Origin of the sequence: Aquirufa echingensis (assembly GCF_042714525.1) — a bacterium.
In the GTDB taxonomy this organism is placed as follows: Bacteria; Bacteroidota; Bacteroidia; order Cytophagales; family Spirosomataceae; genus Aquirufa; species Aquirufa echingensis.
Genome location: NZ_JBBKYA010000003.1, coordinates 473,442 through 485,939, shown reverse-complemented (window position 1 = coordinate 485,939; position 12,498 = coordinate 473,442). Strand labels below are relative to the sequence as shown.

The 12,498-nt window shown below is 40.5% G+C and carries 11 protein-coding genes; 5 read left to right on the top strand and 6 right to left on the bottom strand.

The features are described 5' to 3' along the window. Nucleotides 1-26: 26 nt before the first annotated feature. Both SKC38_RS07395 and SKC38_RS07390 read left to right on the top strand, forming a co-directional pair. Nucleotides 27-2,288, top strand: coding sequence for a peptidylprolyl isomerase (locus SKC38_RS07395; protein WP_377976497.1), 2,262 nt, complete (start codon nt 27-29; stop codon nt 2,286-2,288). A gap of 13 nt (nt 2,289-2,301) precedes the next feature. Continuing rightward, on the top strand, nt 2,302-3,660 hold the full coding sequence (locus SKC38_RS07390; RefSeq protein ID WP_377976496.1) for a peptidylprolyl isomerase: 1,359 nt from the start codon (nt 2,302-2,304) through the stop codon (nt 3,658-3,660). Nucleotides 3,661-3,744: 84 nt separating this feature from the next. Here SKC38_RS07390 and SKC38_RS07385 read toward each other — a convergent pair whose 3' ends face one another. From SKC38_RS07385 to SKC38_RS07370, 4 genes are all read right to left on the bottom strand, one after another. Further along, complete coding sequence (locus SKC38_RS07385) at nt 3,745-4,104, bottom strand: four helix bundle protein (protein WP_377976494.1); 360 nt, start codon at nt 4,102-4,104, stop codon at nt 3,745-3,747. Between the two features lie 134 nt (nt 4,105-4,238). After that, nucleotides 4,239-5,033: a thymidylate synthase gene (locus SKC38_RS07380; protein WP_377976492.1), complete on the bottom strand. Its 795-nt coding sequence runs from the start codon at nt 5,031-5,033 to the stop codon at nt 4,239-4,241. A gap of 1 nt (nt 5,034) precedes the next feature. Next, the gene (locus SKC38_RS07375; protein WP_377976490.1) at nt 5,035-5,472 is read right to left on the bottom strand and encodes an OsmC family protein; all 438 of its coding nucleotides are present in this window, start codon (nt 5,470-5,472) and stop codon (nt 5,035-5,037) included. A gap of 1 nt (nt 5,473) precedes the next feature. After that, nucleotides 5,474-6,778 carry an alkaline phosphatase D family protein gene (locus SKC38_RS07370; RefSeq protein ID WP_377976488.1) on the bottom strand — a complete coding sequence of 435 codons (1,305 nt, stop codon included), beginning with the start codon at nt 6,776-6,778 and terminating at the stop codon, nt 5,474-5,476. Nucleotides 6,779-6,818: 40 nt separating this feature from the next. Here SKC38_RS07370 and lysA point away from each other — a divergent pair, with 40 nt between their 5' ends. Beyond that, complete coding sequence (gene lysA, locus SKC38_RS07365) at nt 6,819-8,051, top strand: diaminopimelate decarboxylase (protein WP_377976486.1); 1,233 nt, start codon at nt 6,819-6,821, stop codon at nt 8,049-8,051. Nucleotides 8,052-8,232: 181 nt separating this feature from the next. Here the strand turns inward: lysA and SKC38_RS07360 are convergent, their stop codons facing one another. Continuing rightward, nucleotides 8,233-9,423: a helix-turn-helix domain-containing protein gene (locus SKC38_RS07360; RefSeq protein WP_377976485.1), complete on the bottom strand. Its 1,191-nt coding sequence runs from the start codon at nt 9,421-9,423 to the stop codon at nt 8,233-8,235. A gap of 159 nt (nt 9,424-9,582) precedes the next feature. Between SKC38_RS07360 and SKC38_RS07355 the strand changes: the two genes are divergently transcribed. After that, on the top strand, nt 9,583-10,095 hold the full coding sequence (locus SKC38_RS07355; protein ID WP_377976483.1) for a hypothetical protein: 513 nt from the start codon (nt 9,583-9,585) through the stop codon (nt 10,093-10,095). A 313-nt stretch (nt 10,096-10,408) separates the two neighbouring features. Here the strand turns inward: SKC38_RS07355 and SKC38_RS07350 are convergent, their stop codons facing one another. Further along, entirely contained in the window at nt 10,409-11,839 is a 1,431-nt protein-coding gene (locus tag SKC38_RS07350; RefSeq protein WP_377976481.1) for a circularly permuted type 2 ATP-grasp protein, read from the bottom strand. A 162-nt stretch (nt 11,840-12,001) separates the two neighbouring features. Here SKC38_RS07350 and SKC38_RS07345 point away from each other — a divergent pair, with 162 nt between their 5' ends. Then, complete coding sequence (locus SKC38_RS07345) at nt 12,002-12,496, top strand: methylated-DNA--[protein]-cysteine S-methyltransferase (RefSeq protein ID WP_377976479.1); 495 nt, start codon at nt 12,002-12,004, stop codon at nt 12,494-12,496. Nucleotides 12,497-12,498 lie beyond the last annotated feature (2 nt).

Genomic DNA, 12,498 nt, shown 5'->3' with positions numbered 1-12,498 from the left:
CGACTTGTGTGTAATTAGTTTAGAAAATGAATTTTAAGTTTCCCGTTAAATACTTACTTGGATTATGTTGTCTGTTGCCGCTTTCTTTGCGGGCTCAGCAGGATGCGCCTATTCAATTGGGAAGCAAAAAGATTTCAGCGGCCGTATTCGAGAAAGATTATCGTAGATTATTGGAAAGCGATAGCATCAAGGCGGATAATAAGCAGAAGTTTTTATCGGATTATATTGATTACCAATTGAAGATTTTAGCTGCGGAAGATGCTAAAATTCCTCAATCTGCCGCTTTTCAGGATGAATACCAAAGCTTTCGCAAGGAATTGGCGAGTCCATATCTCATCGATGGGGATAAGTCGGAGGCGCTGGTGAAGGAAGCATACCAACGATTAAAATTCGAAAAACACGTAGCTCATATTTTGGTCAAATTACCTGCTAATCCAACGACAGCAGATACTTTAATTGCCTATCAGAAAATTGATAATATCCGCAAACGCATATTGGCTGGCGAGGTATTTGAAGATTTAGCGAAGAAGTTTTCTGAAGATGATTTATCGGCAGCCAAAGGCGGAAACATTGGTTTTGTGACAAGTTTACAAACACAATATGCTTTTGAGAATGCTGTTTATGCGCTTGAAAAAGGTGGTGTTTCGGGTATTGTGCGTACAACAGCGGGTTATCATTTGATTAAGATTTTAGATGTCCGCCCGAATCAGGGAAAGATTCGTTTGGCACATATTTTGGTTTCTGTTCCCGTAAATGCTGCAACAAACTTGCAGGTAGATGCGAAGAATCGCATCGAACAAGTGCAAAAATACCTGGAGAAAGGCGATGAGTCTTTTGAGTTGATTTGTAAGAATTATTCCGAAGATCCTTATTCAAAAGGTAGAGGTGGGGAATTACGCCGCTGGTATTATTCGTCAGATTTGTCGGAAGAATTGCAAAGTAAATTATTCACAATCCAACGTTTAGGGGATTATACTGAGCCGATTCGGACGAATTTAGGTTGGCAGATATTCAAGTTATTAGACAAAAAACCTTTGTTGAGCTACGATGAAATGGCGGAGTATTTACGCCAAAAAGTAGTCACGGATCCCGAGCGAAGTGCTTTGATTCGTGCTTCCTTTATGAAGCGTGTCAAAGCAGAAAATAAGGTTGTTGTGTTGGAAGCCGCTGAAAAAATCGCAGTTGAGCGCTTTGCACAAGATCGTATTGGGGATGAATATTATTTGAAAATGCCCTTGTTGCAGGTTTCGGATAAGACCTGGACGATTCAGGATTTTTATCAGTTTATTGTGGCCCAACAAAAGAAGAAATTAAAAGCTTTGGGTTATTTACCTAGTATTTCAGAGCGGACGTGGCTAGAGGAATTTGTTGATATTCATACGCTGGAAGAGGAGGAGAAGAATTTAGAAACGAAGTATCCAGCTTTTAAAGAGCAGATGCAGGAGTTTTTTGAGGGTAATTTGTACAGTAAAATTATTGATCAGGAGATATTTGAGAAGTCATTGGATAGTTTGCGCCAACAAGCCTACTTCCAATCGCATGCGGCACAATTTACCATGCCAGCACGCGCGAAGGCTAAAATCATTGATGCGGATACGCCAAAGACATTAGCTGACGCATTGGAATTGGTTGTGAAGTCGCCATATCCGATGAATAAACGCTTACCGGATATTGGTTTTGCATTAGGGCATTCAGATATGCTAGAGAGTGCGACGAAAATTGCACAAGAATTATTCATTCTGATGGCTAAAAATCGGGATTATGTGATTGAATTAGCCGGTTATCATGATGCTTCGGAAGCGGATAGTTTGTCTGAGGCTCGCGTTAATTATTTGGTAAAATATTTAGTTAAAAAAGGAATTAGCCCAACGCGCATTATCGAGAAAGTGGAGGGAACCTTAAAACCCGTGTCTAAAACAGATAAGGCTAAAAACGCACGTGTTGCCATTAAGTTTTACTCGCAATCGATGGAAGATGTGGTAAAGCGATTTAATGCGATTAAACCGCAGAGTTTGGTGGCTGAGGAAGGTTTATTTATCAAAGGTCAAAATACGATTTTGGATGGGGTTTCTTGGGAAGTAGGGAAGCAGACGAAAGAATTGGATGGCCGACATATTTACATCGAAATTAGCGCATTGGAGCCTGAGCGTTTGAAGCGTTTTGATGAATCACGTAGTTCGATTATTCGCGAACTACAGGCGCAATTAGAGAAGGATTGGTTAACGAATTTGAAGCAACGTTTTCCCGTGGTATTACAAACGGAGGAGTTGAATCGCATTATGCAATAGAAACATGAAATATATGAAATTGAAAGGGTATTTGTTGGGATTTGTGATGCTTTGCGTTTCTGCAGGCGTACATGCGCAAGAGACAGACAAAGGTACATTGATTGATAAAATCATTGCCAAAGTGGACAATCATTTTATCCTGAAGTCGGAGGTAGAACAGCAATACAGCCAATATTTAACGAGTGGTCAGGCAAACACTCCGAATCGTTGCCAGATTTTAGAAGGCTTGGTGGTGAATAAATTGATGTTGGCCAAAGCGGAAATTGACTCTGTCATTGTCGATGAAAAACGTATTGATGGCGAATTGAATTCTCGTATGGATCAAATGGAAGCGCAATACGGTTCTGCTAAAAACATTGTAGAGGCTTATGGGAAATCGATTGTGAATCTGAAAGAAGATTTACGTTTGTCATTAAAAGAGCAGTTGACGGGCCGTAAAATGCAGGATAAAATCACGAGTGATGTGAAAATCACTCCGAAGGAAGTTGCGGCATTTTTTACTCGTATTCCAACAGATTCATTGCCTTATTTGCCTTCTGAAGTGGAAGTGGGGCATATTGTTCGTTTAGCGAAGCCAAACAAAACACAGAAGTCGGAGTTAGTTGCTCGTTTGATGGATTATCGTCGGCGGATTGAAAAAGGAGAATCCTTTGAGGAATTAGCCAAATTGTATTCGGAGGACTTAGGAAGTGGAAAGCGTGGTGGTGATTTAGGATTCTCAAAGCGTGGTCAAATGGTCGCTCCGTTTGAAGCCGCTGCTTTGAAATTAAAGCCGAACCAAATGTCGGATGTTGTGGAATCTGAATTTGGATATCACTTAATTCAACTATTGGCGGTTCGCGGACAAGAGTATCATGCGCGTCACATTTTGATTCGTCCGGATTACCAAAAATTGGATTTGACAGAGCCGACACATTTCTTGGATAGTTTGCGTATCGTTATTCAACGCGATTCGTTGACATTTGATAAGGCAGCACGTGAATATTCAGAAGATAAATTAACGCAAGACGCGGGTGGATTGATGTTGGATATGGCCTCACGTTCCACGCGTATGCCATTCGACGGCACGATGGAGCCGGGATTGTATTTCTCTTTGGATTCGATGAAAGTAGGAACCATTTCTACTCCGATTCCTTACCGTACGGATGATGGTCGGTCGGCAGTTCGTATTTTGTATTACAAAGCGAAATACCCGCCACATTACGCGAATTTAAAGGATGATTACCAAAAGATTGCGAACATTGCGTTAACGCGTAAGAAAAACGATGCAATCGAAGAGTGGTTTTTAAAGGCCAAAGAGGATGTGTTCATCTATATCGATGATGAGTACAAGGGTTGTAATGTGTTGAGTGGAGGGGTGATTGATAATTAGGTGTGAGGTAAGAGGTAAGAGGTAAGAGGTGAGAGGTGAGAGGTGAGAGGTGAGAGTGGTGAGAGTGGTGAGAGGTGAGAGGTTCTAGTGGGTATTTTTACGTAAGGTTATCAAAGCAGATCCTAGTAGCCGTTGCAGTTCTTCTACGTCTTCCATTAATTCAACTTTGACACATTCTTCCATAAGACCACTAGCAGCTAACAAATTGAGCCAATAGGCTGTTTCCTTTGCTTCTTTATAAGCTATGGACAATTTATACTCAAAATCTTTTTTAGAAAATGCACCTCTACTCTCGGAAACATTAGCTCCAATTGAGGTACCTGACCGAAGTATTTGTTTGCTTAACACATACTCTTTATGTGTACTTACTAAGGCTTGATAAATTCTAACAATTTTTAATGCGAATTTGAACGATTTGGGATATATAATGTTAGTCTGACCCATTATTTCTGATTTATCTAGTAATTATCGTTACATAAATCCGAAATATTATAAATCAAACTGATAAGTAAGGAAATATATCAGTTAATTGAATTCACCTCTTACCTCTAACTCTTACCTCTAACCTCTAACCTAGTTTAAACCGCCACCGGCGCCTTAATCCCCGGATATGGATCATATCCCTCTAGTGTAAAGTCTTCGTATTGGAAATCTAAAATGTCTTTCACATTTGGATTAATTTTCATGGTAGGAAGAGCACGCGGAGTGCGTGATAATTGCAATTCCACTTGTTCCATGTGATTGCTGTAAAGATGCGTGTCGCCACCTGTCCATACAAAATCACCCAAGCCTAAATCACATACTTGTGCGATCATCATCGTCAACAAGGCATAGGAAGCGATGTTGAAGGGAACCCCTAAGAATACATCCGCTGAGCGTTGATACAACTGACAAGATAATTTGCCATCTGCCACATAGAATTGAAAGAAGGCATGGCAAGGCATTAAAGCCATTTTAGGGAGGTCTGCCACGTTCCAAGCACTGACAATGATCCGACGGGAATCGGGATTGGTTTTCAGTGTGTGGATGGCTTCTTTGATTTGGTCAATGACAACGCCATTGGCACCTTCCCAACTTCTCCACTGCTTGCCGTATACAGGACCAAGGTCGCCGTTTTCATCAGCCCATTCGTTCCAAATACTTACATTGTTGTCTGTTAAATACTTGATATTCGTTTCACCCTTTAAGAACCATAATAGCTCATAAATGATGGATTTTAAGTGCGTTTTCTTGGTCGTAACTAATGGAAAGCCTTCTTCGAGGTTGAAGCGCATTTGGTAACCAAAAACACTTGTTGTCCCTGTACCTGTCCGGTCGGATTTGAAGGTTCCGTTTTTTTTAATGTGCGTTAATAAATCTAAATATGCTTGCATGTTAGGCTTCGAAGGTTTGTCCGTTTAATAGTAAACTATGAGTAATTGTTGCGCTGGGTTCTAATTGAGCCGTAGCGGAGCAGTATTTGTCCATCGACATTTGGATAGCTTTTAACGCTTTATTCCCATCGATTTGGCCCGTTAATTCAAATTGAATATTGATTTGTCTAAAAGGAGTCTTCTCGGTTCCTTCAATCTTCTCTCGGTCACCTTGTACTCGGATTTGGAAATCTTCCACTACTTGGCGTTGCTTTTTTAAGATCAAAATCACGTCAATGGCCGTGCAACCACCTAATCCCATCAATAATAATTCCATGGGACGTGCACCGGCATTATGTCCCCCGATGCCCTCAGAGGCATCGATATGAACCGAAATAGGCGAGGAACCTTTGGCCTCAAAATGAAAATCTTGATCTAATCGATTTAATACTACTTCCATGTTAATTTAATTCAGTGGATTTAATTGCTTTGGTCCATAAAACTTCGCCTTTCACATTGAACAAAGTGATGGTCATTGTGCGATCTTTCAAGGGACCTGAAACCTCAATTTTTGAAAAAGCACGCTCTTGTAAAAGTGTACCTGGAACCAAAGTTTCATTGTAATCAAGTTTGACCGCATCCGCTTTTCCAGCAGTCATGGGTGAAACTGTTAAATCGTATAGCGGATAAGTGCCTGGTCTTTCCAATTTATTCAAATCTGAAATATGTCGGTCGCCAGTTAAAAATAGCACCCCCGGTATATTACGATTTTTCAATTCTTTCAATAATTGATTCCGCTCTCCTTCGTAATTCGCCATGTTTTCGAATACCTTAGCCGGGCTAACAACTTGGCCTCCATTGACGATGACTTTAAAGCTTGCCTTGGAAGAAATAAGTGCATCTAATAACCAATTCATTTGTTTCTGCCCCCAATAGTCTTTGTTGGGGTCATTTAATTCGTTGGGGGCCTTATTCCAGCGGTCATCCATTAAAAAGAATTCCACGTCCGCCCATTGGAATTTGCCCGTGATTCCCTCATTTGGGAAGATGTAATTGGGATTTCCCCAATACATTTTGAACATCTCCAAAGAGGTTTGTTTTAATGGAAAAGAGCGATCAGAGTCATTTGGCCCGTAATCATGGTCATCCCAAATGGCATAATGGTGGACATTAGCTAATAAGGGTTGCATCGATTTCACAGCACGTGCATGGTCATTGCGATGAATCATTCCCGTTCTCGTGTAATCCGGTTCACGGTAGTAGAAATTATCGCCACCCCAAAGCATGAAATCAGGTTTCTTGTCATACATCGCCGCATAAACTTCGTCGGCTCCACCGTATGGTCGGCCCGGGCGGTCCGTTGCCTCTTCATTCACATAATTACAGGTCCCAAAGATGAATGAGAACGCTGGAGGATCTTTTCTCCACTGCCAAAGTTCTTGCGTTTGGAATTCCAAGGGATAATCAAAGCTTACTTTTTTCCGATTGACCCATACTTCATATTCGTATTTTTTGCCCATGCTAACTTCATCCGCAATGATGCGTGCAATGAAAGCCTGCGATTTCTCTGTTTTGACGGGATCTGTTTTGTGGATGTTTTTATCCCCTTTTTCCCAATAACGTAAGCTTACTTCCGCCGATTTTTCTGTTTGAATCCATACGAGGACTTCCTTCATTTCGGAGTAGCCCAACATAGGTCCGCTCTTAATTTGTGCAGAGACAAATAGGGGAGCCAGTAGGAATAAGGCAATGATTATGCTTTTCATGTTCGTTCAATTAGTATCTTTGTGGCTTATAAATTTCCCTATGGCATATTATTCAATTCAGAACATTCCGTTAACCGATTTAGCCAAAGATTTTGGTACACCACTTTATGTATACGATGCCGACAAAATTAGGGAAAAAATCTTGCTTCTTCAGCAATCATTTCTTGGTATAAATTTAACGATTAAGTTCGCAGCAAAATCGAACACAAACTTGTCTATTTTAAGATTAATGCGTGCGAATGGAGTCGAGATGGATGTCGTGTCTCCACAGGAATTGGAGATGGGGTTGATTGCCGGATATGAGGGCGGACAAATTACCTTTACGCCTTCTGGAGTGCATTTTTCGGAAATTGAATATGCTGTTTCTAAGGGGGCCATTGTCAACTTAGATAATTTATCGGTGTTGGAAAAGTTTGGTCAAACCTATGGTTCGTCGCAGCCATGTTTGATTCGCATTAAACCCCATGTTTTTGGAGGGGGAAATGAGAAAATTATGACTGCTCATCCGGAGTCTAAATTTGGGATTTCGATTCATCAAAAAGCGGAGATTTTAGCGCTTGTTGACAAATATAATATTAACGTAATTGGTTTACACCAACACACGGGTTCGGATATCAAGGATGGCAAAACCTTTGAGCAAGCGGCCTCAGCGCTATTTGATTTTGCCTATGATTTCAAGGATTTGCAAATCATCGACTTAGGTGGTGGCTTCAAAGTTCCTTATTCGCCAGAAGATCCAGGCGTGAATATGAAAGAAGTAGGCCAAATCATGAGTGATGCCTTTCGTGCATTCTGCCAAAAATACGGTCGGGAATTACGCCTTTGGGTTGAACCAGGCAAGTTTTTGGTGAGTGAATCAGGAACCTTTTTAGCCGAAACGAATGTGGTTAAACATGATCCCGTGAAAACATTTGTGGGTATCAATTCAGGATTGAATCATTTGATTCGTCCCATGATGTATGGCTCATACCACTATATTTTCAATGCATCCAATCAAGATAGCTCCAAGCAAGCGGAATATCGTGTGACGGGTTATATCTGCGAAACGGATACATTCTCGTTTGATTATGCCGGAAAGCAAAATGAACGCTTATTGAATGAGGTTAAAGAAGGAGACATCATTGCATTGGCGAATGCTGGTGCCTATGGGTTCACGATGGCTTCGCATTATAATTCCCGCTTTTTACCTGCCGAGGTATTAGTTGATGGGGGAGTCGCCCGCGTGATTCGCAAACGGGAAACCATGGAGGATTTGTTGAGGAATCAAGAGTAGTAAAATAGGAAAGACGCGATAATCGCGTCTTTTTTATTTGGATATGATGAAGCTTTTTTTCCAAGGCTGAAGCCTAGGGTTATAAATTAACCCCAGACTTCAGTCTGGGGACTAGACGCGAGGTATCGCGTCTCTACAATCAAACGTCCAATGTCCAATGTCCACCGACTAACGTCCAAATTTATATTTCAATCGACTTTATATACGCCGATGGCGTAATTCCCACTTGCTCCTTAAACGCATCGATGAATTTCGATCGAGAAGCAAAACCTGCTTTTGTAGAAATAGCTTCAATGGTTATTTTTTTAGATTCTCCAGCGTTCATGAGCTCTATGGCGTAATCGATACGGATTTTTTTACGCCATTGACTAAATGTTATTCCAATAACCGTGTTGAAATAGAGTGATAATGCTCTTTCGGAGATTTTCAAATCAAATGACATTTGAGCTAATGAGAAATCCTTTTTCGTAAAGGGGAGAGTAAGTAAATAGATTTGTAATTCTTCTTCAATCTCTACATCGATTTCAAGGTGCTTCCTTTTCTTGGGAATAGCCGATTTGAATTCATTGAAAATAGTTGAATTTCCATTTTGGGGATTGAAAGAAACATTTCCGTATAGGATTTTGGGAAACAAAAACAAGAAGAAATTTTGCAAGAAAAAGCCGCCACCTGCCACAGCAAAATAATGCTGTTTGGAAGTAAATATTTGAGTATATGCGTCACTCTGAAAGTCAAAATTGATCCCTACAACCGTCAGCATATGTAATAAACTATTGCTGGAAATGATGAATTGAATTCCACAAAGTAAATAGATCCATCTTTTCAGGATTTGATGGTTTGTTGCCAATTGCCCCAAAACGGCCTTCGTTTTTCGGGCATGCCTATTGAAATAGATGAGCGAAAATATGCAATATGCCACTAAGTGCAAGGTCCTAGAAACGAGTATGGATTCAAACGATACAAATTGGAAATCTAGACTATATTTCTCTGTTACATTGATTATTTCGTGAGCGATTTTGGCTTTTTGATCGAATGGTAGCGTGGTGAATGGTAGGCAATTAATCAGGATGAAAACAGCCGGTATAAGATGTAATAGGTCAAATTTTTCTAGTCTATGATTGTCTGTTACCATGGTTTTTACATAGTAAAACAACAAGGGGCCTAGTAAATACGATAGGGGTAGAAAATGGACAAAACAAATTCCTTCCCAAAACGGGTCTTGTGTGTAATGTAAGCCATAATAGATCAATACAACCACATTACAGCATAAGAAAAAGAGTGCTAAAAAGGCATTCGACCTATTTAATGAACTCAGATAATAGATAAGAATAAAGGAAGTGAATATTCCAAACAAAGGGAAAATAATGCCCATGGTGAATTAGGTTTTGTCTTCGTGGTTCAAGATAAAGAAAATTGATAAATCATTTTGTTCCAACCCCGCAATTTGGAACAAAATCGAGCCTCATTCATGCACGAATACCTTTTTAGGTACTCAAATTGCATCTTTATCTATCTTAAAATCAAAATTCTTATGAAAAAATTAGTACTCGCATTTTTGACAATTTCAGCGTTTGCATCCGCTCAATCTACTCAAATTTCTAAGGAAGGAAATGCTGACACCGGTTTCAACTCTGGTTATAGTTTGGAACAATCGCCTAATACGAAATGGGTCTTAAATTCCATCAAAGCGTTAGAATTCATGGACACAGTTAGTTACAAATCTTTTTACTCAGCAGATGTGAAATTTCATGATAATCTGGAGGAGAAGAATTTAAACCAAAATGTGGCATTTATTAAAGCCTTAAAAGCGAATGGTATTTCTGTGAAATTTGAGAAAGTAGCCCCTATTTGGGAATATGTTCACAAAAACAAAAATATGAAAGAAGCTAACAACTACGTGATTTCATATCAATATGCTGCTTTATCAAAAGCTGGTAAAACGATTAAAGTTGTCATTAGTGCTGTTGACCTAATTAAAGATGGTAAAATAGTACAAGAGTGGCTTGCTTACGATACTGCTGGCATTATGAGCTTGTTTAAATAAAAGATTAAACGGGGCGACAGCCCCGTTTGAATTTGAATAGACGCGATTATCGCGTCTATTTTGTTTGGATATGATGGAACTTTTTACTCCCTAGGCTGAAGCCTAGGGTTATAAATTAATCCCAGACTTCAGTCTGGGGCCTAGATGCGAGGTATCGATTCTAGGTCATCAGTCCAATCGGCGCATTTCATACGCCTCAAACTTTGGCAATCCTGAAAGGTTTGCCAAAGAGACAATAGTCCAATGTCTAAAAGTCGCGATTATCGCGTCTCTATAAAACCGACCTCTTACCTCTTACCTCTTACCTCTTAACTCAATAAAGCACCCACGTATCCTTCGAACCACCTCCCTGCGATGAGTTTACCACCAAGGAACCTTTTCGCAAGGCCACCCGCGTTAATCCTCCCGGCATTACTTTCACCCCATCACCATAGAGGATGTATGGCCGCAAATCGACATGCCGACCTTCTGCATGGTCATCGATTAAACAAGGTACACGTGATAATGAAATCGTAGGTTGGGCAATGTAGTTTCTTGGGTTCGCCAAAATCAATGCCTTGAATTTTTCCTGCTCTTCTTGGGTCGATTTGGGGCCGATCAACATGCCATAACCACCTGCCTCATTCGCCTCTTTAACCACTAATTTTTCAATATTGGCCAATACATAAGCGCGATCTTCTTCTTCCGAACAAATATAAGTTTTGACATTTTGAATGATTGGTTCCTCATTCAAGTAGTATTTGATGATGCGTGGAACATAGGCGTAAATTACCTTGTCGTCAGCCACACCTGTTCCAGGGGCATTCGCAATCGCGACTTTCCCATTTTTATAAACATCAAAAATGCCTGGGATCCCAATCATCGAATCGGGATTAAAGACGGTAGGGTCTAAAAAGGTATCATCGATCCGACGGTAAATCACGTCCACAATTTGGAAGCCTTTCGTAGTTCGCATTTTGACATAACCTTCATGAACCACCAAATCCCGGGCATCCACTAATTCAACACCCATTTGTTGGGCCAAATACGAATGCTCAAAATAAGCCGAATTATAGATTCCGGGCGTTAAAACCACCACTGTAGGTTCTGGTCGGTCGCTGATGAATCGCAACATTTCCAATAACTTATGTGGGTAATCTGAAATCGGCCGAATCTGCGTTTTTGCAACGACTTCTGGAAAGGTTTGCTTCAATAATTCCCGGTTTTCCATCATATACGAAACGCCCGACGGACAACGTAAATTATCTTCTAAGATCATGTATTCGCCATCTGCTCCCCGAATTAAATCCGTTCCCGTGATGTGGATGTAAATGTTTTTGGCAGGCTTAATCCCAATGCAAGGTCTTAAAAAGTCTTTTGACGACTCAATGACTTCCGCGGGAATAATTCCGTCTTTGATAATCTTTTGATCCGAATAAATATCGTTCAAGAAAAGATTTAATGCAGTAATGCGTTGAATTAGCCCTTTTTCGATCTTCTCCCATTCCTTGGCTTCCACAATGCGGGGAATAATATCCACAGGCATGATGCGCTCGGTTCCCTCGTTTTCCGCATAGACATTGAATGTAATACCCATGGCCATCAAAGCACGCTCTGCTGATTGCTGCCTACGGGTAAATTCTTCTTGTTTTAATTGCTCGACGCGTTCCTTGAAATGGGTGTAACCCGGCCGAACTTCGCCGTTCTCTTTGAACATTTCGTCGTAAAATCCCTCGGTATCGTATTGGTCAAAAGTGAAATTCATACGCTTGTTGTTTTGATTAAATGCTTGATATGCAAATAATTTAGAATTTTAAATTTACAATTGGTCCTCAGGCTTTACGTATTTTGAAAACTTAGTCGGAAATTTCAGTTAATTACCAAAATTTTACAATTTAAACCGCAATTTTGGGCGTAATTTTGCATCATGGTCTTACTGAACTTTCTTTTTTATGCGAGTCCCATCGGGGCAATTCGAGTGGAATATACCCAACAAGGTATTTCGAGCCTTCGATTTGTCGAACACATGGGAGAGAATCACACGGATAATCCCGAGCTTGAGCAACTGATTATCACCGATTTACAAGGCTATTTTACTCAAAAGAATTATGTGTGGAAATCTGCTGTTGCCCCACATTTGGGTACTGAATTTCAAGAAAAAGTTTGGAATGCATTACATGCGATTCCTGCAGGGGAGGCCTGGACTTACCGGGATATTGCCCTTAAAATCGGCCAAGCGAAAGCCGCGCAAGCGGTAGGAAATGCCAATGGTCAAAACCCAGTTTTATTGCGCATCCCCTGTCATAGGGTCATCGGTTCCAACGGGGCGATGGTCGGATATGCCGGTGAATTATGGCGCAAAGAATGGCTTTTGAATCATGAAGGCTATGCCGGATTAAACCAACAAATGTCTTTATTTTAAGC

Excerpts from the sequence above, each read along its gene's own strand:
- SKC38_RS07385 (WP_377976494.1), bottom strand. The coding sequence starts at position 4,104 with ATGGGTCAGACTAACATTATATATCCCAAATCGTTCAAATTCGCATTA.
- SKC38_RS07375 (WP_377976490.1), bottom strand. The coding sequence starts at position 5,472 with ATGGAAGTAGTATTAAATCGATTAGATCAAGATTTTCATTTTGAGGCC.
- SKC38_RS07380 (WP_377976492.1), bottom strand. The coding sequence starts at position 5,033 with ATGCAAGCATATTTAGATTTATTAACGCACATTAAAAAAAACGGAACC.
- lysA (WP_377976486.1), top strand. The coding sequence starts at position 6,819 with ATGGCATATTATTCAATTCAGAACATTCCGTTAACCGATTTAGCCAAA.
- SKC38_RS07345 (WP_377976479.1), top strand. The coding sequence starts at position 12,002 with ATGGTCTTACTGAACTTTCTTTTTTATGCGAGTCCCATCGGGGCAATT.
- SKC38_RS07395 (WP_377976497.1), top strand. The coding sequence starts at position 27 with ATGAATTTTAAGTTTCCCGTTAAATACTTACTTGGATTATGTTGTCTG.
- SKC38_RS07360 (WP_377976485.1), bottom strand. The coding sequence starts at position 9,423 with ATGGGCATTATTTTCCCTTTGTTTGGAATATTCACTTCCTTTATTCTT.
- SKC38_RS07390 (WP_377976496.1), top strand. The coding sequence starts at position 2,302 with ATGAAATTGAAAGGGTATTTGTTGGGATTTGTGATGCTTTGCGTTTCT.
- SKC38_RS07350 (WP_377976481.1), bottom strand. The coding sequence starts at position 11,839 with ATGAATTTCACTTTTGACCAATACGATACCGAGGGATTTTACGACGAA.
- SKC38_RS07355 (WP_377976483.1), top strand. The coding sequence starts at position 9,583 with ATGAAAAAATTAGTACTCGCATTTTTGACAATTTCAGCGTTTGCATCC.
- SKC38_RS07370 (WP_377976488.1), bottom strand. The coding sequence starts at position 6,778 with ATGAAAAGCATAATCATTGCCTTATTCCTACTGGCTCCCCTATTTGTC.